The 21,338-nt window shown below is 35.7% G+C and carries 21 protein-coding genes; 10 read left to right on the top strand and 11 right to left on the bottom strand.

What is annotated here, in order from left to right:
- Positions 1-349 precede the first annotated feature (349 nt).
- A complete protein-coding gene (locus PVA17_RS12995; RefSeq protein ID WP_274067914.1) occupies positions 350-967 on the top strand; it encodes a cysteine peptidase family C39 domain-containing protein in 618 nt (205 codons plus the stop codon).
- A gap of 443 nt (positions 968-1,410) precedes the next feature.
- Here PVA17_RS12995 and solA read toward each other — a convergent pair whose 3' ends face one another.
- A complete protein-coding gene (gene solA / locus PVA17_RS13000; RefSeq protein WP_274067915.1) occupies positions 1,411-2,535 on the bottom strand; it encodes an N-methyl-L-tryptophan oxidase in 1,125 nt (374 codons plus the stop codon).
- Positions 2,536-2,823: 288 nt separating this feature from the next.
- Positions 2,824-3,714: a LysR family transcriptional regulator gene (locus tag PVA17_RS13005; protein WP_274067916.1), complete on the bottom strand. Its 891-nt coding sequence runs from the start codon at positions 3,712-3,714 to the stop codon at positions 2,824-2,826.
- A 118-nt stretch (positions 3,715-3,832) separates the two neighbouring features.
- Between PVA17_RS13005 and PVA17_RS13010 the strand changes: the two genes are divergently transcribed.
- The 5 genes from PVA17_RS13010 (at position 3,833) to PVA17_RS13030 (ending at position 9,259) form a co-directional block, all read left to right on the top strand.
- Positions 3,833-5,035: a YbfB/YjiJ family MFS transporter gene (locus PVA17_RS13010; protein ID WP_337993613.1), complete on the top strand. Its 1,203-nt coding sequence runs from the start codon at positions 3,833-3,835 to the stop codon at positions 5,033-5,035.
- Between the two features lie 235 nt (positions 5,036-5,270).
- Positions 5,271-5,861, top strand: a complete 591-nt coding sequence (locus PVA17_RS13015; protein ID WP_274067945.1) for a TetR/AcrR family transcriptional regulator — start codon at positions 5,271-5,273, stop codon at positions 5,859-5,861.
- Positions 5,862-5,966: 105 nt separating this feature from the next.
- Positions 5,967-7,064 (top strand): pyruvate dehydrogenase (acetyl-transferring) E1 component subunit alpha, encoded by a 1,098-nt coding sequence (gene pdhA / locus PVA17_RS13020; RefSeq protein ID WP_274067918.1) that lies wholly within the window; start codon positions 5,967-5,969, stop codon positions 7,062-7,064.
- Positions 7,064-8,041, top strand: coding sequence for an alpha-ketoacid dehydrogenase subunit beta (locus tag PVA17_RS13025; protein WP_274067946.1), 978 nt, complete (start codon positions 7,064-7,066; stop codon positions 8,039-8,041). Before pdhA ends, PVA17_RS13025 begins: the two co-directional genes overlap by 1 nt.
- Positions 8,042-8,053: 12 nt before the next feature.
- Positions 8,054-9,259, top strand: coding sequence for a dihydrolipoamide acetyltransferase family protein (locus PVA17_RS13030; RefSeq protein WP_274067919.1), 1,206 nt, complete (start codon positions 8,054-8,056; stop codon positions 9,257-9,259).
- 313 nt (positions 9,260-9,572) lie between these two features.
- Here the strand turns inward: PVA17_RS13030 and PVA17_RS13035 are convergent, their stop codons facing one another.
- The gene (locus PVA17_RS13035) at positions 9,573-9,887 is read right to left on the bottom strand and encodes an NUDIX hydrolase (RefSeq protein ID WP_369128050.1); all 315 of its coding nucleotides are present in this window, start codon (positions 9,885-9,887) and stop codon (positions 9,573-9,575) included.
- A 241-nt stretch (positions 9,888-10,128) separates the two neighbouring features.
- On the opposite strand from PVA17_RS13035, the gene PVA17_RS13040 reads away from it, so the two are divergent.
- Positions 10,129-10,593, top strand: a complete 465-nt coding sequence (locus PVA17_RS13040) for a 2-thiouracil desulfurase family protein (RefSeq protein ID WP_274067920.1) — start codon at positions 10,129-10,131, stop codon at positions 10,591-10,593.
- A gap of 140 nt (positions 10,594-10,733) precedes the next feature.
- Positions 10,734-11,690: an Rpn family recombination-promoting nuclease/putative transposase gene (locus PVA17_RS13045; protein ID WP_274067921.1), complete on the top strand. Its 957-nt coding sequence runs from the start codon at positions 10,734-10,736 to the stop codon at positions 11,688-11,690.
- A 412-nt stretch (positions 11,691-12,102) separates the two neighbouring features.
- On the opposite strand, the gene PVA17_RS13050 is transcribed toward PVA17_RS13045, so the two are convergent.
- From PVA17_RS13050 to PVA17_RS13060, 3 genes are all read right to left on the bottom strand, one after another.
- Positions 12,103-12,276, bottom strand: a complete 174-nt coding sequence (locus PVA17_RS13050; protein WP_274067922.1) for a hypothetical protein — start codon at positions 12,274-12,276, stop codon at positions 12,103-12,105.
- Between the two features lie 433 nt (positions 12,277-12,709).
- The gene (locus tag PVA17_RS13055) at positions 12,710-13,417 is read right to left on the bottom strand and encodes an ABC transporter permease (protein ID WP_274067923.1); all 708 of its coding nucleotides are present in this window, start codon (positions 13,415-13,417) and stop codon (positions 12,710-12,712) included.
- 18 nt (positions 13,418-13,435) lie between these two features.
- Positions 13,436-14,314 (bottom strand): ABC transporter ATP-binding protein, encoded by an 879-nt coding sequence (locus tag PVA17_RS13060; protein WP_274067924.1) that lies wholly within the window; start codon positions 14,312-14,314, stop codon positions 13,436-13,438.
- A gap of 562 nt (positions 14,315-14,876) precedes the next feature.
- Between PVA17_RS13060 and PVA17_RS13065 the strand changes: the two genes are divergently transcribed.
- The gene (locus PVA17_RS13065; RefSeq protein WP_274067925.1) at positions 14,877-15,023 is read left to right on the top strand and encodes a hypothetical protein; all 147 of its coding nucleotides are present in this window, start codon (positions 14,877-14,879) and stop codon (positions 15,021-15,023) included.
- 176 nt (positions 15,024-15,199) lie between these two features.
- Here PVA17_RS13065 and PVA17_RS13070 read toward each other — a convergent pair whose 3' ends face one another.
- Positions 15,200-16,216 (bottom strand): ABC transporter permease, encoded by a 1,017-nt coding sequence (locus PVA17_RS13070; RefSeq protein ID WP_274067926.1) that lies wholly within the window; start codon positions 16,214-16,216, stop codon positions 15,200-15,202.
- Entirely contained in the window at positions 16,213-16,941 is a 729-nt protein-coding gene (locus PVA17_RS13075; RefSeq protein WP_274067927.1) for an ABC transporter ATP-binding protein, read from the bottom strand. The genes PVA17_RS13070 and PVA17_RS13075 overlap by 4 nt, the downstream gene beginning before the upstream one ends.
- A 564-nt stretch (positions 16,942-17,505) precedes the next feature.
- On the opposite strand from PVA17_RS13075, the gene PVA17_RS13080 reads away from it, so the two are divergent.
- Positions 17,506-18,096, top strand: coding sequence for a TetR/AcrR family transcriptional regulator (locus PVA17_RS13080; protein ID WP_274067928.1), 591 nt, complete (start codon positions 17,506-17,508; stop codon positions 18,094-18,096).
- A gap of 49 nt (positions 18,097-18,145) precedes the next feature.
- Here the strand turns inward: PVA17_RS13080 and PVA17_RS13085 are convergent, their stop codons facing one another.
- The 3 genes from PVA17_RS13085 to PVA17_RS13095 form a co-directional block, all read right to left on the bottom strand.
- Positions 18,146-18,946, bottom strand: a complete 801-nt coding sequence (locus PVA17_RS13085) for an ABC transporter permease subunit (RefSeq protein WP_274067929.1) — start codon at positions 18,944-18,946, stop codon at positions 18,146-18,148.
- Positions 18,943-19,827: an ABC transporter ATP-binding protein gene (locus tag PVA17_RS13090; RefSeq protein ID WP_274067947.1), complete on the bottom strand. Its 885-nt coding sequence runs from the start codon at positions 19,825-19,827 to the stop codon at positions 18,943-18,945. Before PVA17_RS13090 ends, PVA17_RS13085 begins: the two co-directional genes overlap by 4 nt.
- Positions 19,828-19,986: 159 nt before the next feature.
- Positions 19,987-20,886 carry a hypothetical protein gene (locus PVA17_RS13095; RefSeq protein WP_274067930.1) on the bottom strand — a complete coding sequence of 300 codons (900 nt, stop codon included), beginning with the start codon at positions 20,884-20,886 and terminating at the stop codon, positions 19,987-19,989.
- Positions 20,887-21,338: the final 452 nt, after the last annotated feature.

The following is a 21,338-nucleotide window of genomic DNA, read 5'->3' on the forward strand; positions in this document are numbered from 1 at the left end:
TGTTGCCCTATAAACCCTCCTATCTTAAGAAGAGCATATAAAGCCAATTGATGAAGCGAAAAAACGCAAAATCAAAAGCTAAAGGTTATCACGAAAAAACAGAAGATTAGCGAGAGTTCAGGGACAAGTTGATTGATTCTTTAAAAAGAAGAATATCCGCAGTAAATAAAGAAAGCAAAGAACTAAAAAGAGACAATGTCATTTTACTTGGAAAAGAACTTCATAATCTTCCGTTTTTTGTGGTGAAGAGCTGAATTTTGCTTGTCATGGATGGCTAACGGAGCATGTTAGTGAGAGAAGGACTTAGAAAATTTTTGCGACATGGACGCAAAGCAATGGAGGAAGTAGTATGTTTATAGTTAGAACAGCTATTTTATGGATTATTATATCAACTATCATTAATGCATATTTAATGACATTACCCATACCTGTTTTACGAAAAAGAGATTATCCGGCTAATTATCTAATTAAACGAAATAATAGGATAGATATACAAGGCAAAAGGGAATGTGCAGCATTTTCAACAGCATATGTGTTGCGTCATTTTGGAATGGAGGCTGATGGTGAAGAGTTATATATTAATTTCCCTAGTAAAATGAGGTCAGGTAATGTATATCCAAAGGGAATCCTTACAGTGTTAAGAAAAAAGGGATTTAAAACAAACTATTATAAAGGAAATATAAATACATTAAAGTACGAGGTTAGTAAAGGAACTCCCGTAATTGTTTTTGTTAAAGTACATAAGGATCGTAATAATTTGCATTTTGTCCCTGTCGTAGGATATGACAAGGAGTATTTCTACCTTTCAGAATCATTAAGGCATCTGGTGAATTGTAATGATAATAACAATTGCTATAATCGAAAAGTTCCTATTAATGAATTTAGGAAATTGTGGAATATAAAAAATATTAATATGCTTCTTTATAGCAATACTTACATAACCGTCGACCACACAGAGCTAATATAATGAAGAAGAATTTTATCTGGATACACGGGGGAAATATCAAAAATAGTTGGAGTCTAATTAGTTTTCAATAATCGGGAACTTTTGTTGAAGATACTTTTACTCTAGCTAGTTAATGCCAATGGAGACTTTAGTCCAATAAGAATTAAACAACTTTATTGAAGATTTTTGAATGCAAAATGCCATTAAAAGCATAAAAATTAAACAACTTTAAAGAGCTTTACTGCACACTAAATTGTAGCAAAGCTCTTTTATTTTTATGGTTTATCACCAAAATTGTGGATGACTTTTGTTAAAACTCCTACTATGTAAAGATTGGAGTAAAGACTGGACGCCCCCAGGTGCTCCCAAGTCGAAACGGAAATCAACCACACGTTTTGGTGATGATCTATTTTTATAACAAAATTAACAACTTTAACTAGTAATCTAACACAGAAGTAAGACCATCAGTTTGTATTAAATCGACTAAGCTTAAAGCGTGATAAATCCTGCTTACTTTTTCCGTTAAGCGTTAAATCCGCTAGTACTTCACCAACAGCACTACTAAATTTAAAACCATGTCCTGAGAAGCCCGCTGCAATGACAATATTTCGATGCTCAGGTAAAAAATCAATTATGAAATCTTCATCTGGAGTCATAGAATATTTGCATGTTTTTCCGAATTTCAATGCATCGTGCTGAGGCATAAAACGATTGATAAAGTTTTGTAAGTCTATTGTATCCTGTTCGTCGAATGGGCGTAGCGGATCATTTGGACTGATAACCTCACCGCCATCATGTCTGCCAAGCTTTAAGCCTGTACCATCAATACTAGGAAAACCATAGTACATAGAATCAGCAAATTCAAAACAATAGGCCGGGAAGATATCATCACGATAAAGCTGCTCATCTGCCTCAAACCATGCAAATGTTTTACGCGTCGGTGTTACAGGGATGGCGGTGTCCATTGTTTGTAGTAACTCAGTTGCCCAAGCACCAGCTGTCACAATTAAATGTTTAGCCTCGTATATATTATGTGCTGTTTGTACAAGGACAATTTCTCCAGCTTTGATGTTCTGCACTTTTTCATTTGTATGTAATGTTGCTCCTGCCTCAATAGCTAATTTTTTATAAGCGTTAATGCAGGCTTCTACACGAAGGACACCAGCAGTAGGCTCAAAGCAAACAACGAAGTTTTCGGGTAAGGATAATCCAGGCCATTTCACCATTGCCTCAGCTGCAGAATACTGCTCTAATGCTAAATCATAGAGCCTAGCACTTGTTTTCACATTTTGAATAAAAGGATGGGTCTCTTCACCGACATTTATTACACCTGTTTGTAAAAATAATGCTTCACCTGTTAACGCTTCAAGCTCTCTCCATAATTCACCTGCCCTTTTGACGAAAGGTACATAGCTAGCTCCTTCACCATATGCAAAGCGAATAATTCTTGTCTCACCATGATGACTACCTTCATCGTGAGGTGGATTAAAGGCATCAAGCATCAAGACATTTTTGCCTGCTTTCGCTAAATTATAGCCTGCAGCCATCCCCATCGACCCTGCACCAATTATAATCACGTCGTATATCATGTTAATCCCTACTTTTTTACTCTAGTATAACAAAACGAAAGAGGATGGGACAGAAATTTCAGAAAATTTTTCAGATAAGAAAATGCACAACCTCCTAACGGGAGTATTGTGCATTGCGTTTAAAAGCTATTTCACACTAAGTAATATTTTATTTAATACGATGGCTAATATAGCTGTAGGTGATGGGATAATGGAATAGAGTAGATGACAAATTTCAAATATAAAAAACTACACATCAATTCGTTATTGCACAAATTTTGTGTAGTTCAAACTTTTGAAAAGTAATTGTTATGAAATTGAATCATTAATGATGTTACTAAAAGTATTAAAGGTCGAAGAGGTATTTTGTTCATTTTTTCTTGTGCAAAGATAAATAGGACGTTGAATATCGATGTCTTTTATAAAAACTCGCGCTACTTGCTGGCGTTGAATAAAGCTAGAAGCCGCTATGGATGGAGCGAGCATCGTCCCATACCCAGCTGCAATGGCATAAATGGATTCATTGATCCCGTCCAATCGAAGCCCTACTTTTGGTGGTGGAATTTTATGAACTTTACATAAGGCATTTAAATATTCTTTCGTAGAGCTACCATCTTCTCGTGAAACAAATGGTTGCTGCATTAATTCCGCTAATGTCACTTTCTGTTCTGCCAGCGGATGACCAAATGGGACGATAAACCAATAATCAAGATTCATGAGAAATTGATAATTAATATCTGGATGATGACCATCTTCTTTTACGATAAAAGCCATATCAACCTTATAGTGAAGCAATTCTTCAATAACCTGCTGGGAGTTAGCCGTTTTTATGTGGATATGCGTTGTCGGATAGGCTTGTTTATACTTTGCGAGCCATTTTGGTAATAAAAAATGGGATGGGACATGGGTAGAAGCAATTTGTAATTCTTCATTACCTGTGTTTTTTAATTGCTCTAGTTTGTTTTCAATATCCAATTCTAAATCAAATAGTCGCTGAGCCTGTTTAAATAAAAACTCCCCATTTTGTGTTAAGGTAATTCCTCGACCTTTTGATTCTAACAGCGTTAAGCCTAGTTCTTTTTCCAAATTTCTAATTTGAATAGTAACGGCAGGTTGACTAATCATTAGAGCTTGCGCTGCTTTAGAAACACTTTTGAGCTCAGCTACTTTTGTGAATAATCTAAGAGCATGTAAATTCATTATGTATCCCACCTCTTATAAAAAATTTTTATCCTTTTATATAAATTATATATTAGATTTATTAATTTTCACTCTGTATCCTTTTAATTACAAAAAGTTTTAGGGGGTGGGGGACATGATGAATCGACAGCACATCGGAATTTTATTTGGTGGGGTGCTATTACTTGTAGTGGCTATGGGGATTAGCCGGTTTGCATTCACACCAATTTTGCCATTTATGCGTCAGGATGTCGGGTTTTCGTTTGAGGTTGCAGGATTTTTAGCATCGAGTAATTATATTGGCTATTTCATTGGCGCTTTGTGGGCAGGGTTTATCAATCGCCAAAAGAAGAATTTTTTATTGTTAAGTGTTGTCTTGAATGTCCTTTCTGTTGTTCTTATGGGAATCATCGAAATATATAGTATTTGGCTTGTGCTTCGTCTGCTTGCAGGCATTACAGGGGGGCTTATTTTTGTATTAACATGTAGTATCGTTATGGATTATTTAGCAAAGCATTTACTTACACGATGGTCAGGCTATTTATTTGGTGGTATCGGATTAGGAATTGCTATTTCAGGTTTATTAGTCCCTGCTATTGAAGCACGTTTTGCTTGGCAAGGTACATGGATCGGTTTAGGGGTTTTATCTGCAGTTTTTTTAGTGACAACATTTATACTTTGGAGAGATTTGCATGTACAAGATAGTGTGAAAACCGTAAAATCCGCTGATGCAAAAATGACAAAGGGCTTTATGCCCTGGTTGATCGTCGCCTATGGCTTTGAAGGATTAGGCTATATTATCACGGGTACATTTTTAGTGGATATCATTCACAATATTCCTTCACTACAAGCATACTCTTCGTATAGCTGGGTCATTGTTGGGGTAGCGGCTATCCCGTCAGCACCTGTTTGGACTGTTTTATTAGAAAAATTCTCTGCCATCAAAATTTTAGTTGTGGCCTATGTATTGCAAGTATTAGGTATATTGTTACCAGTATTCTCACAAACAGTATGGAGTGTATTATTATCGTCATTTTTATTCGGCTTAACATTTGTAGGCATTGTGACGTTAACGACCTCTTATGCACGTCAGCTATTCCCGACGCAAAGTGGTCCAGTCGTATCATTATTAACAACATTTTATGCTTTTGGACAAATTATCGGACCGATCATCGCGGGACAGCTTGTAGCAGTTTTTAGTAGCTATAAAGCAGCGCTTGTCTTTGCAGGAGTCATTGTATTTTTTGCATTGATTATTATGTTATGTGGAAGATGGATTACTGTTAAACGACAGGCCACTGTAGACAATGTATTGTCCATCAAAACTCAATCTAGTTCTTAAACTAGAAAAGCCAGAAATTCGATCGGGGATTTCTGGCTTGTATTTTTACTTATAGATGGCATGCTTCGATTCTATACAGCAATGAGTGAATAGTATAATAAGAACAGCAACGAATTGTACGCATATATCGAAGTACAGTATTTCATCCACGATTACCTGATCGGTCTGATTTAAGCCTCTTAAACGTAAAAGTGGACTATAAAAGAAATTGACAAAATTTGGAGGGTTATATTTGGTGGATAAGCGTGAGCGAACAAGAGCACAAATATTAGTAGCGGCAAAAAACGTTTTTTTAGCAAATGGATATAAGGAAACGACGATCAAGTTAATTGCCAAGGAAGCAGGACTAGGTTACGGGACGATTTATTCTCATTTTAACTTAGGAAAAGAGGAAGTTTTGGCAACTTTAGTTGAGGATGTCATGGGCCCATTCTATAAAATTGTAGAACTAAATTATACGCCTAAAAATAAGCAAGAGGCTTTTAAATTTACGTATAAAAATACATATAATTACTTATCCTTGGCAGTTGAAAACAAGGAAATATTTAGATTGATTCATGAGGCAAAGGGGATGTCCCCGTTAATTGAGGAGAAATGGGAATCAATCACGGATCAATTTATTAAAAGGGTGTCTACCAACGTAGAAATTGTTCGGCAGCTGGGGATTATTCGTAATGAAAATTATCATGCGGAGGTTATTGCGGGTTCATTGTATTACATTGGAGAGCGGTATTTATGGAAAATTATTTTGGACAAAACAGACATTCCGATTGAGGAAATTGCACGTGATATGACAACAATGTACACTTTCGGTTTGTTTAAATAATTCTGCTTAAAGTGAAAAAAAGCTAAATAAAAACAAAATTAGCTAATGACGCGGCTTCGGTTTCTTATTTATAATAGAAATAACGTTATAAAGGGAGGAATTGAAATGTGGTTAAACCAGTCATGTTTAGAGGGAGAAATTGAAATGTGGTTAACTCAGTCATGTTTAAAAATTGACACCGCGTCAGTTTTGGAGGAAGATTGTTCGCTTTCGGAATCTTTCTTTAAAAGAACTGCCACAGATGAGCAATGTATCGAAATGTACAAACATATGGTACAAGGAAGAATCTTTGATGGGATTGCATTGAAATTTCAGCGCCAAGGTAAAATAAAAACATATCCACCAATTAGAGGGCAAGAAGCAGCACAGGTTGGAAGCGCTTACGCATTGACTTCGAATGATTGGATTTATCCTAGTTACCGAGATATTGCGGCTTCATTTGTTCACGGGATGCCTATCGATAAGTTCTTTTGTTACACAATGGGTAAGATGGCTGGGCAGCATTTAACTGATTTATCAATTTTTCCTATTCAAATCGTTATTGGAGCGCAATTTTTACATGCGGTAGGTGGGGCATGGGCTAGTAAATATAAAGGGGAAGATAGTGTTTCGGTTGCTTATATGGGTGATGGAGGTACCTCTGAGGGCGATTTCCATGAAGCATTAAATTTTGCAGGTGTATATAAATTACCAGTGGTTTTCTTTATTCAAAACAATCAATGGGCAATTAGTAATCCAATTCATAAACAAACCGCTAGCCAAACAATCGCACAAAAGGCTTTGGCTTATGGGATTACAGGAATTAGAGTAGACGGCAATGACGTATTAGCAGTTTATGAGGCAACGAAGCTTGCTATAGAAAAAGCTAAAAATGGAGAGCCTGTGCTGATTGAAGCTGTTACATTTCGCCAAGGACCTCATACAACTGCAGACGATCCAACGAAATATAGAGACCAAGCTGAAGTTGAGCAATGGCTGACAAATGACCCTATAGAAAGAATGAAAAAATTTATTGTTTCTACTGGGCTATGGGATGAGAGGCAAGAGGAGGAGCTGTTAAAAGAATGTGAAGAAATCGTTTTAAAAGCCTATGAAAAGGCACTTACAATCGAAAAGACAACCATCCCAAAAGTACTAAGAGCAACGTATGAAACAATGCCTCAAAACTTAGTAAGACAAATGCAACAAAGAGGAGGGGTGTAATAATGGAGATGACAATCGTACAGGCAATCAATACATGCTTAATTCAAGCAATGGAAAATGATGAAACAATCCTCTGTCTCGGTGAGGATATCGGAAAGAATGGTGGGGTTTTCCGTGTGACGGACGGGCTCTTAGATCGTTTTGGAGAAAAGCGTGTAGTTGATACACCGATTGCTGAGTCTGCAATTATCGGAGCTGCAGTAGGTTTAGCTACTAGAGGACTTAAACCTATAGCAGAAATACAGTTTTTAGGGTTTATTTATGAGGCGATGGATCAAATGGTAGGGCAGGCTGCACGCCTTCGTTCTCGAACGGAAAGTACAGTTACCGTGCCGCTAGTTGTTAGAGCACCGTACGGAGGAGGCATTCATGCACCTGAATTACATTCAGATAGTTTAGAAGCATTGTTTTTACACTCACCAGGTTTAAAAGTAGTTATGCCAAGTACGCCTTCCGATGCTAAAGGGTTACTCGCAGCGGCGATTAAAGATCCAGACCCAGTATTGTTCTTAGAGCCATTGAAGCTATATCGAACGATAAAAGAGGAAGTACAAGAAGAATACTATGAATTGCCTATTGGTAAGGCGGCAATTGTTCAAGAAGGGGAGCATGTGACTATCGTTACATATGGTCCGTGTGTCGTAACGGTTAAACAGGCAGTAGCGCAATTACAAGAGCAGGGTGTGTCTGTGGAAATCATTGATTTACGCACAATTGCACCGATTGACTATGAAACGATCATTCAGTCGGTAGATAAAACAGGCAGACTAGTCGTTGTTCATGAAGCGGCAAAAACAGGCGGTGTAGGGGCGGAGATCGCAGCCATTATTGCAGAAAACTGTATGTATGCTATGCATGCACCGATTTTACGTGTCACAGGCTATGATACACCTTTCCCAGTATCGAGCATTGAGGCAGAATGGATGCCAACCGTAGCGCGCGTTGTAAGTGCAGTACAAAATGTCATGAAAGAATAGGGAGGGATAGTAATGTATGATTTTTTACTCCCTGATATAGGGGAAGGTTTACATGAAGCAGAAATTGTTGGCTGGTTTGTAAAGCAAGGGCAAAAAGTAGAAATTAATGAGCCGTTAGTAGAGGTTCAAACTGATAAAGCTGTTGTAGAAATTACAGCGCCAATTACAGGGGTGATTGAGAAGCTTGGCGGCGAGGAGGGGAATACCATTACGGTAGGTAGTCTGCTTTGTCAATTTAGTAAAACCTCAGATTCGTCACCACCCCAGCGAACTCAGCCACTTGGAGAGAAAAAAGAGGAGGCTTTGCCGAAAGAGAAGATTGAATTTTCAGTATTAGGAAGGGTGATGGCAGCGCCTTCAGTTAGAAAAGCAGCGCGCACCATGGGCATTAATATTGAAGAAGTACAGGGCAGTGGACCAAACGGACGGGTGTTGCGAGGTGATTTAAATAGATATGCTAAACAATCATCGTCTACGATAGCACTAGTGCATAATAAGTCAAAACGTATTGAAAATGAAGTGATTGAAAATAAAATCATCCCTATTCGCGGCTTGCGCAAAGCAATCTTTGAAAATATGCAAAAAGCCGTTTCTAAAGCAGTATTATGCACAGGAATGGAAAAAATAAATGTAACGAAATTAGTGGCTTTTAGGAAAAGTATTCAACAGCTGCCGGAAATGAAGGACAAAAAAATAACTTACTTGCCTTTTTTTATCAAGGCAGTTGCGACAGCTTTACAGGAACATGAGCAGTTTAACGCCAAGGTAGATGAAGATCAAAAAGCACTGGTGATTTTCCCTTATATTCATATTGGTGTTGCAGTTGCAGCTTCAGATGGTCTACTTGTGCCAGTGATCAAGCATGCAAATAAAAAAAGTATTTTTGAAATTGCAGAAGAGCTAGATAGCTTATTGACAAAGGTTCTTTCTAAAAAAGCAACGGTAGAAGATTTAACAGGTAGTACTTTTACAATTTCTAGTACAGGAAAGGACGGGGCAACATTTGCGACGCCAATTACGAACTATCCTGAAGTAGCAATCCTGGGCACTCATAAAATTGTGAAAGAGCCAATCGTAGTAGAAGATACAATACAAATTGGTCATACAATGACACTGTCTTGCACATTTGATCATCGTGTTATTGATGGCGAGCCAGTAAATGCATTTATGCGCAGTGTGGCAGACTATTTAGAGGAACCTGTACGTTTTTTACTATAGTTCAAAAATGATAGATGCTAGCCAATTCGGTTTCTGTTGTTCCGTGGATGTAGTATGTAAGTGTCGCTGTGCAAAATGAGATTTGCACAGGCAAGAAAATATTAATGCCTCGTAAACGCCTCTGCCGCGTTTACGAGTTTTTGTGTCATCTAAATGTTCGTACTAATGGGGTAGTAGTAACGTCAATCAATGTATTATCTTTATATGTAAATATATATTCATAGTTGGTTGTTTCATCCAACATTTTCGGTAAGTAATAGGTTAAATCTGCTATTCCTACATTTTTAGGATGGAAAATCCATGCTAGATCTTTTCAATCTAAAATGCCTTCTGCAACTTTAATCGGTGTGACATAATGATAGGATTCTGGCAATTCAGCAATAAAAGCATACATACATCCATAGTCGGTCGTTCCATCAGTCCACGTTATTTTTCCTTTATATGTAATATCTCGCAGTGCAATGCCCGTTTCTTCCTTAATTTCTCGTAATGCACCAGCCAGTGGTGTTTCATTTCTTTCAATTTTTCCACCTACACCGTTCCAAGCCCCCATCCATTCTGAAAAATCTCTATTTAGTAATAATATTTGGTCACCCTTCTTAAGAAAACAAATTGTAAATTCAACCAAGCCTCGTACCTCCTTGTTAAAAGATAGAATGAGTTCATACAAGAAATATAGATACTAAAATAGTAGCACAAACAAGTGAAATGGACCTCTTCATAAAAAACTGTTTTAAAATATTGATATGACGAAAAGAGAAAAGAGTAGGGTCAATGAAGAAACTTAGTCATTGTAAGAGCGGTTGACAAACTCTTTTAATGAGCTAAAGTTTTACATATACGACATGACTAAAAAATGAGGTGCATATATGATTTTAATAAGTGCTTGCTTAGCAGGATTAAAGGTTCGATATAACGGAACAGATAGTTTAGATGAAAGAATTCAAAAACTTGTATTAGAAAATAAGGCCGTAACTGTATGCCCTGAACTTATGGGAGGTTTTTCGACCCCTCGTGAGCCAGCGGAGATAGTCGGCGGAGATGGTGAAGATGTTTTGGATGGGAAAGCGATAGTGGTGGAAAAGTCTGGCCGTGATGTAACGGAGCTTTATATAAAGGGCGCGTATGCAACTTTACAGAAAACACTCGAACTAGGTGCGACTATGGTCGTATTAAAAGAGTATAGTCCTTCATGTGGCAGTGCAATGATTTACAATGGGGATTTCGATGGTACAAAATTAGTTGGCGCAGGCGTAACTACTGCATTGTTAAGAAGAAATAATATTGTTGTTTTTTCTGAAGAGGATGTTTTGGATTTATTAGCGGAAATTTGATAGAAATATTTTTGCCTTACAATGTTGCGCCGAATAATATTAACTATATTTATATAGCTAAAAGAGTGATAAAAGTATTATTGACTTTTAACTTTACTTTCAAATGATATAATTAAGGTAAATCATTTGGAGTGATGGGTATGAGTGAAAAGACATTGCGTAGAATTCCACTTGAAAAATTTGTAGATCTCAAAGTCGATTACGCCTTTAAGCAATTATTCGGAATTGAAAAAAATAAAGATCTAACGATTTTCCTTTTAAATGCAATTTTAAACCGTACAGGCCGTAATGCTATTAAGGAAGTCTCCTTTATGAGCCAAGAATTAAGTGGTGAACATCAAGAGGATAAGCAATCACGCTTAGATATTCTAGTGAAAACACAGGAGAATATAGCGATAAATATTGAGATTCAATTAAGCAATCAACATGATATGATTAAGCGAACACTATATTATTGGTCAAAAATTTACACTTCAGAGCTTAAAAAAGGTTTTGGTTATCATAAATTAAGACCAACAATTACTATTAATATTTGTAATTTTAGTTTGTTTAAGCAAACGGATGCTTATCATACTTCATTTCATCTATATGAAGATGATGGAAAATTTAGAATTGATGATGTTTTAGAAATCCACTTTATAGAAATGAATAAATTTATTAGGCAATGGTTTACTAATAAATTAAACCCATTAGAAAATGAACTTGCGAGCTGGTTATTGTTACTAGGGGCGGTTGATGTAAGAAAGAAAAAAGTCTATAAAGAATTTTATTTGGCATTGGAGGAACTTGCTATGAATGACAAAAGAATAAAAGATGCTTTAACTATTTGGCAAGAATTAAGTCAATCTCCAGAAGAATATTATGCCTATGAATCTCGTTTAAAATATATATTAGATGAGGAAGCGAAGCTAGAAGATGCAAAATATTTTGCGGAGAAAGAAGGGGTAGCTAAGGGGATAGAGCAAGGAGAGAAAAAGAAGCAGCAAGAAATTGCCTTAAAAATGTTACAGAAAAACATGGATCTAGAAAGCATTGCCGAATTTACTGAATTAACATTAGATGAGATAAATAAATTAAAGGAACAGCTTGATGAATGACACTAATTGATTTCCGCGATGGATATACTTTTCTATTAAAATCGTTTGTTCTATCGCTAAAAATTTTCGCTCAAAGAGCTCTCAGGCGAATCGAGAAATGTGAATCACCACTACGTCTGAGAGCTCGTTTAATTGTTTAGGGGTTTACTTAAAAAATGTTAAAGAGATTTGTCATTTTAGTAACTTATTGAAATTCTATAAAGTTTGGTTCCTCAGGATAGTATAGATCCTTGCGTAAGCATACATCCCGATGTGTGAGGATTTCGCCTTTAAACCGAGTCCAAATTTCATCATCTGCCATGACACCATGTGTTTTCCGTACGATGCCCCAGCGATTATAGGCTTGCATATCTAGTGAAGCTAGTAACTCTCTTGCGTTGACTCGAGTACGGGGGAAGGTTCGCCACTTTAGCTAACGTTCCAATTCTTCTAAGGTTATAAGCCCGTTCATCGTTGGTGAAAATTGCTTGTTAAAATCCTCAATATAATTAATGACATATGGTGTGCCACCATTAGCCGGTTTTAATTCAACATGTGCAATAATGTCATCCATCCATATCACGTCAAAAGTCATGTAATCAATCAATAGCTTCACTTCCTCCTATGAATAAATGTTTCAAAGTTGGATCACGCAACTGTGAAAGTAATACGTTCTTAGCATGTCCGAAAATCGTACGGTGATTGTTAGATTGTCGCTACTAAATTCTCATTATCCATAAAGGGTGGTTCTTCATATTTAGATCAATCAAAGAGTTGAACATGCAAATATGAGGGAAGCTAATATTTCTGCTTATCCCTCATAGCCTCGTGCATTTTGTTTGCCTCACTTATTGCCGTCGATACGCCATTTCGCTTGATCTCCCTTACTTGAGGTACTAAGTTCAGCATCGATAGGATGTAACCCCATCCAATCTAGTTTGAATTTCTCCTATTTGCGAAAAATTATCGAACTAGTATTGTTTATCGCTTCTTTAAACTTCGACTTTATGTAGAAGGCTCCCACAAATTAATATTTTACTTTATCTCCTTTTTCGATTCGAAAGGAGGAAGAACAATATGATTACGATGGCCGAATAGATGAAAATCCAAGCAAATTGCCAATAAAAAATGGTCGGTATTGACGGTATAGAGTCTTTTGAACTCATCATTTCCAATGAAAGACGGACAGGTGGAAGTAGCCAAATGAGTCCCTTGATTTGTAGAATTGTCTCTTTTAAAGTAGCGATAACGACAGATACAATTAAAATGGCAAGTACACCCCACCAAGTATTTTGCTTGTTTTTAACTAGTTCTCTCGTAAAAATAGCTGAAAGTGCGCTAGCTAGTACAGATAAACTAAAATGAGCGAGGAATCCTAGAAATTGATGTATAAATCTTGGTTTTTCACCAAAGGCGCCAATTAGCGTAGGGTAGACCACTGATACACAGCTTAAAAATACACCAATAAGTACGCAAATTACAAAATTTCCTAAATTATATTGTGTGCGACTTTTGGCGTGAAGTGTAGTTATTACTTTTTGTCCTTCATCTTCTGCGTGAAATAGTGTTACTGTAAACCAGCCCATTAGAAAAAAGAGAATAATAGCTGTAAACGAATAACTGTTCAATATTGGATTTGGGGTAAAGGTATAGTTGACAACAAGACATAAAATAAAAATTGAAAAGGGTGGAACATATTTATAGGTCCTTACATAATTGATAAATTGATAGCGCAATAAACTTGTCATGCCAGCGTCTTTTCCTCCTTAAAAATGAGTATAAAATTGTTCCTCCGTCTGATTAATTGGGGTTAATTTTTTTATAGAGGCTTTTTTCTGTAGAAGATCCAGTAATACTAGATCTGTATCTTTGGTCTTAATAACGGAAATGACCTCATGACAACCATTATTTAAAAGACTTTGACGTTGAATTTCAAGAAAAGGTAATAGGTTGTCCAATAATTTATCAGTTGATATTTCAAATATTAATTTATTTTTCTGTATATCCTTTTTATTGAATGAATCAGCTTGAATAATCTTTTTGTTTTGAATAACTAGTACTGTATCAACAAGTTGCTGCAGTAATTTTGTTTCGTGGCAAGTTAAAACGATACTTAATCCTTTGTTCTTTAAAATAGAGAGAATTTCTTCTAGGTCGCTTTGGGCCTTAGGATCGAGTCCTGATAACGGTTCATCTAAGATTAGTAGATCTGTGTCTTCAAGCATTGCCTGCATAATCATAACCTTTTGCTTCATTCCCTTAGAAAAATTAACAATTCGAATGTTACGAGCATCCTGTAAATTAAATAATTTAAGTAACTCATTTATTTTTAGTTGTAGTTGTTTTTTTGCCATGCCTCGAATACGGCCCATATGATGAAGATATTCTTCAGGCGTAAACAAAATATGTGAAGGGGTCACTTCAGGCACATAGCCAATTTTTAAAGATTGTCGATGTTTCACGATAGAACCGCTATCAGCATCGACTAATTCGGCAATAATTTTTAGAAGGGTACTCTTACCTGACCCATTCTTTCCTACTAGGGCTATAATTTGATTGGCACAAATAGAAAATGTAGCGTTTTCTAAGATTTCCTTACCTTTATACTGTTTAGAGATATTCTGTATTTCCATAATCGTATTCATCTTTACACACCTTTATTTTTCGGCTTTATTGTAAGTAATTCGTGTCTATAACCTACGATGTAAAATATTCAGCTATTAACTGTAAATTTAGTATAGATGAATAGTAGTTCTTTTGCTAATAGAAAGTTGGTGTAATTTTCTATTTTTGGGTAGTTTATGACCAATCAACATATCATGGGGTTGATTACCGTTCCGACTGCGCTTTGTGGGGTGCTGTCGCTACCTTTCACACAGTAAACATCCGCTGTGCTGCATGGTCTTATTTGTGACGCTAACTCATAAGAAGTCGCCATCCTCCACTCCGATCAACTTATTTCCTGGCTATATAAAAAGTTCTGCCCATTTTCAAGCAGAACCCTATAATTAAAACTTATCTCGATACTAAAATAAAGGAAATAATAGTAAAAATACCAAAAAGGTATAATATTCACTTCTTGTTTATTTTTAATAAATTATATTTTACTGTGTTACAATTAAGAGCGTAAATACCAGATTAATTAAGATGAATAAGTGCTAATTGATTGAAATTATTTTATTCTTAATATTGAACGGAGTGAGATCTATGCAAGGATTTCTAAATGATTTATTAGGAGCAATAAAAGATAATTTAAAACTTATTGGCTATTATTTTCTGGGTGTATTTTCAGTAGGAGCTTTTTTGTATGCTGTTACTTTTGTTTTAAAATTTATAACTGGAGCTTCTATTTAAAATTAAATAACCCCTAGAAAAAATCTAGAGGTTAAGTATGAATTAATAAATGTTATACATCCGAATTAATTTCGCTCAAAATAAAAAGGCCAAAACGTCGTCATAGAAAACGATTTAAACGTTAATTCCACTACTTCTGTATTTAAGTGGTAGTTTTTTGTACCAATACTCTTTAATTATAAGGATCGATATTTTTTTAAACTAATAATATTTAATGTAATAAATACAAGAGCGAAGCAAGCAAGGATCACTAAATCCACTAGAATTTCACTAAAGGAATATCCTTTATACATAACGCCGTTTAAAGCGTCAGCGGCATAGTAGAGTGGCATAATACGCCCGATATTTTGCAGCCACTCCACCATATTATCAAGTGGGAAAATACCTGAAAAGAAAATTTGCGGTACAATGACTAGCGGAATAAATTGCATCATTTGAAATTCTGATGCAGCAAAACTTGATAACAGAGCTCCTAATGATAATGATACAAGTGCAACGATAATATTGATTAGTAACACAAGCCAGATAGAGCCAACGTGTACGATATCAAGGACATAAACCCCGAATAGAACAATAATAGCCGTTTGAATAAATGCAAACAATCCATAACCAAGCATATAACCAGCAACAATTTCAGAACGTTTAATCGGTGTCGCTAGTAAGCGTTCCAATGTCCCTGAAGTTCGTTCTTTTAACAACGCTATACCTGTAATTAAAAAGACGAAAAAGAACACAAAGAAGCCTGTCAACATTGGGCTAAAAATATCAAAAATAGCGGTATTTTCATCGCCAAATACATACTCAGTCTTCAACTTCATCATTGCAGATTGTTCTGGCTGCAAAACTTGAGAGAGTTTCATTTTTAAAGCCTTGGCTGTAGACGGATCATCATTTAATAATGTGAGCTTCAATTGCGTTTGCTGAAAAGCTAACCAGCCATCATATTTTTCTTCTTTTAAATCGGCAATAGAAAAATCATTTTTTTCGATAACATGAAAATTCGCTGCTTCAAGCTTTTCAATGATGGATGCAGAACCATTTGATACAACTACTGTCATGTCAGGTTCGTTACTGTTAAAAACAAAATACATTAACGAAAGCACAAGAAGCGGTGCAAAAAATAATAAGGCGAGTGTACGTTTATCCCGGATCATTTGCTGCATAATTCTTGTAACAATTGCGCCGATTCTCATAGTGCTTCACCTCCAGCCTTTAAAAACACTTCATCAAAGTCTTTTGCCTGATAATGAGCTTTCAGATCATGTGGTGTTCCATGCGCAATGATATGACCATTGCGCAGCATTGCCAACTGATCACAGCGCTCAGCTTCATCCATTGCATGTGTCGTTACTAAAATTGTTTTATGCTCATCGTTTTTCAAACGAATTAACTCCTGCCAAATTTCTTTTTTCAATACGGGATCAATACCAACCGTTGGCTCATCTAAAATCAACAGCTTCGGGTTTTGGATAAGGGCAATTGCAAGGGATAATCTTCGTTTCATTCCACCAGAATAATTCAGCACCTTCCTATTTAAATCATCCGTTAAATGAACAAGGCTTGCAGCATAATTGACACGCTCCTCACGCTCTTTTTTTGATAATCGATAAAGCTTAGCAAAGAAATGAAGGTTCTCTTCACCGGTTAAATCCAAATATAGCGCATCAGATTGTGCCATATAGCCGATATCCGTCAGTAATTGTTTATGAGGGACAGTATAATTTAATACTTGAATACTGCCATTATCGGGTTTAATCATTCCCATAATCATTTTAATTAACGTCGTTTTCCCACAGCCTGAAGGACCAAGTAAGCCAATAAGTTCTCCCTTTGGAATTTCTAACGAAAGTGGGGCAATTACTTGTTTTTGCTGAAACTTTTTTTCAATGGAGTTTAATGAAATTGCATTGTTTCCCATATATCCATCTCTCCTTTACTGAACACAGTGTTGATACTTGAAATTTTAAGGCAGTGTATTAGGAATTACAATAAACAGATAACTAAAAAGTGTTAAGTAATTTTCGATGGAGATCAACATTTTTAAGCTAAATGAAATCAAAATGACATACTAAATAGTAAGCCATTCATAAATAACCATTTTACTAAATTAGATTGATGGAAATAAATAATATGGAATGCCGATATATAAGGTAAAATTGGAATATAAAACCTATTTAACCTAGTTGTGATCATTGAGGTAACGAGTAACTACTTTCAGCCAATGTCTTTTGGACCGAAAGCGTAGGGACAGATTAACATCAGCTGAAAGAAGTTATAGCCTCCGGAGGATGTCACAGAATCGAAGAGGCGTAAATAAAGTATTAGCCTAAAATCATCACATCTTTGCGATAACGGTGTGGTCCGTTACCGCTACCGCTTGCATAAGCACAAAGCCGATTCCAGTTGCAACTATGCCTAGGCATATTGATCGAAACCGCTAAATACTAATCAGAATCAAGTGATAATACAATGGGGGGTCTAAATGTCTATTCACGATATTATGAATTTTGAAACCAAACGAGCTATAAAAAATGCATTACTTATACAAATAGAGGAAGTAGGGTTTGAACGAATAACAGTAAAAAATCTTGCTATTACTGCTAACATTAATCGAGGAACTTTTTATTTACACTATAAGGATAAATATGAAGTAATGGAGGATTTGCAGCAGGAATTATTAAATGAATTAGCAAGCTATGTAAAAAACGTTCAACCACTAGATGCTTTTCAAACGATAAAAATAGGTCAACTTTATCAGCCATTTATAGCAGTGTTTAAATATATTAAAGAGCATGATAAAGCCTTTCGAGTAATTCTGGGGGAGCAGGGGAGCCCAGCTTTTAGTAAGAGGATGAAGAAAGTTTTTAGTAATCATATTTTGGACAGAATCTCTGTAATTCAAGAAGAAGGACTTGATCCAGAGTTTCAACCATATTTTGAAGCTTTTTTAACATCCGCGATTTTAGGTGTTATCCAAGAGTGGTTAGATAATGGAGATGATTTAAGCGTAGAGGAGTTAGCAATGATTCATTTTCGGTTATTGCGATTCCTTGGTGATTTGGCATCTTTGTAAAAGTTATACAAGAGTCTGCTTGCTCCAAGAAAGCAAGCAGATGTTTGCATTATAAATATAAATCACGTGTAACAAAAACACGAATTGCTAACATATAGCATAGCAGCCCGATTAAAAACAATGCCCCTAGCATCCAAAAAGACGAGCTATCTTGAGTCATTAATTTTTCAGGTGTAAACAATGAGTAAATCGTAAAGTACTTAAGCTTTTCTAAAGAACCGCCCATATTACTAAGCGCTTGAATTAAATAAAAAAGAATAGGAATTCCTGTACTATACGCGTAAGAGGTTCTTAAATCCTTACTACTGCAGGATACTAAAAAGCAGTAGCCACTAATGGCAAAATGTAAGAAAAAAAGACCGATATTTAATGTCAAGAAAGTACTTAAATCCAATTCATTTGGAAATAGAATACCTGAAAAGATGATAGCTATTAAAGTTGTTGCGGTGAGCAGTACCAAAATACTTGCAACCAAAAAAAATGCTTGCGTGAAGACAATTTTAAAACGTGTATTCGGTGTTGCAATTAAGTATGCCATAGAACCATTATCAATATAGCCCATTACTAATTTATTTGCCAACATAATAATGAAAACTAACGGTAAAACTAGTAATAAAAATCCATACAAATAGGTAGATAGAAATTCAATTAACGAATTACCTATGTTACTCATACCAAATGCTGACATCAATTCAGGCATTGTTTCGGTAAGTTTATTAAGAGTATTGCTCATCTCAGGGTTATACATATAGACGATACTAATGATATAGAGCATTAATACAGCGAGAATAATACTAAAAAGTTTAATCGTAGTTAGCATCTCATGTTTAAGCAAAGTAAAGTTCATCATTCTTTCCCTCCGCTTTCGTAGTAATGCATGAATATGTCTTCAAGTGATTGTGAAATGATATCGAGGTCATTAATTTTATAGTCTGCTAATGTATGAAGTAATGTTTGGACATTACCTTGAACTTTTATAATGGCTTGTGTTGGACCGATTTGTTCAATTTTAAGTTGCTCTCCTAAGAAACGAGATAGCTCTTGCTCACTTTGAAATTCAATTAAAAACTTTTTAGACTTTCGCTTTTTTAAGTCAGCAATTGTTTCTGTTGCAACAATTTTCCCTGCATTAAGGATCGCTACACGGTCACAAGTTTTTTCAATTTCTTCAATCATATGAGAGGACATAAATATGGTTGTGCCTTTTTCTTTTTCAGCTAAAATAAAATCGATAAACTTTGTTTGTATAAGGGGATCTAATCCACTTGTCGGTTCATCTAGAATGACAATTTCAGGGTTATGCATAAATGCGCAAATTAAACCTACTTTTTGCTTCATACCTTTTGACATTTTCTTAATAAGGCCAGTGGCATTTAATTCAAAGTATTGCATGAGTTCATGAGCTCTTGTTAAATCATGTAACCCTCGCATTTGGGCAATAAATTTGATGAATTGTTGTCCAGTCATTTTATCGATAAACGCAATTTCCCCAGGTAAATAGCCTACAAATTTTTGAATTTCAGCGGTAGATTGGCGACAATCTAACCCTTTTATGAAACACTGTCCTTCTGTTGGTTGTAAGAAGCCCATTAAATGCCGTATTGTAGTAGATTTGCCGGCACCATTTGGACCTAAAAATCCGAACACTTCACCTTTTTCGATTTGTAATTCCACATTCTGAACACTATAAAAATCCCCAAACTTTTTAGTTAAATTATTGACCTCGATTATTGCCATACACTTCACCTCTTGGACTGTCCTTTATAATGATTATAAGACTATTTTTCAAAAAATAAATGACTATAAAAAAGAACATGAATGGCTTCTTTAAAAAGACTCTTTCATGTTCTTTTGCATAGTGATGTCAATGTTACATGTAATTGAAGACATTTATTCTCCATAATAATCATTCAGTGCTACTTCTAAACGTTCTTCTAAGTGCTTCGAAATATAACCCAACACAAATTGCTCCTTCTCCATCTCAATTTGAGAGGAACGAAAAGTTTTTCTGAAAAAGCCTGCCTTATTTTCCATCGCAAATTGCTGTAATGCTTCTGTCCGTAATGTCGACACAATTTCATTTTCAATATGACGCTCGCGAATTTTTTGAACAATATCCTTTACGCTACGCTCTTGCAGTTCTGAAATTTGTTTTTGTAGATTTTCATTTTCTTGTTTAAGTTCAACTGTATCTTTTTGAATCTCTTCTACTTGAAGCTCTGATTCCGAGGATACTAATTGAATGTTTTGTGCGAGAAAGTCTTGATTGATCGTTACTTGTAAGGAGCCATGTTCTTCGTTTGGCGTAATACTGAAAAGTCCTGTTTGTATCATTTGTTGTAGAACATTTCCAAGAATATCAACTTTATTCGCTAAATCATCAGTGCCCATAGTTGTCGCAGTTATTTGATGTTTGAAAAGTTGACCGTTGTCATCAATCCCTAGTAAAAGTTTTAAGCCTCTGACGCGGTGTTTATCTTTTAGCAGTAAAATCATACGAAGTCTTAAGATGGCAGGAAGATTCAAACGAATATTGGTGCTTGGGCTATTCGAAGCATTATCAAAAATATACTGTTCAAATGGTTTAATGTAATAGCGAAGCATCGCATCCGTAATTTCAAACCAACCTGCGACTTCTGCAATGGAATAATGATTTGATTCTTCAATATGCGCTAAATAGTTGTCATTATAAAGTATTTCTTCTAAAGGCGTATTTTTTATTTCGACAAACAATGGGTCATGTTGCACAATTCCGAGTACCGTTTCTTTTGCATCATTTAGTTTTAGCATCCTTTTACACCCCACTTTATTTTTCCGAATAACCCTATATAGGTTTCTATTCTACTGGAAGCAATTGTATGACTATTTTGTGTAGGAAATAATCAATAGAACTAATGACCTAAAAACCTTTTCTGACTCTTAACAGAAATTTAAGTTGTATAAAATGGGAGAAATGTTGAAGTATATAGTTTAGAAGGGAACTCCTATGGAACACTGCTGCGAAGTGGGACATAGGACGCCCCGAGAAAAGCATTAGTATCATTGAAGCTATTAATTTTGTAGTCACTGAAAACAAAGATTTAATCAAAGTTAGCACATTCTAGTAAGCTGTAATAAGTGAAAATACGTTTGAATAGAGGGCATCCAATACACAAGATAGCTTAACGGCTTAATACTAGTAAAGTGAGTGTTGCATCGATTGCAATGAAATCACAGGAAAGATTGGTCAAAACGAAAAAGAG

Source organism: Lysinibacillus sp. CNPSo 3705, from assembly GCF_028674935.1.
Lineage (GTDB): Bacteria > Bacillota > Bacilli > Bacillales_A > Planococcaceae > Lysinibacillus.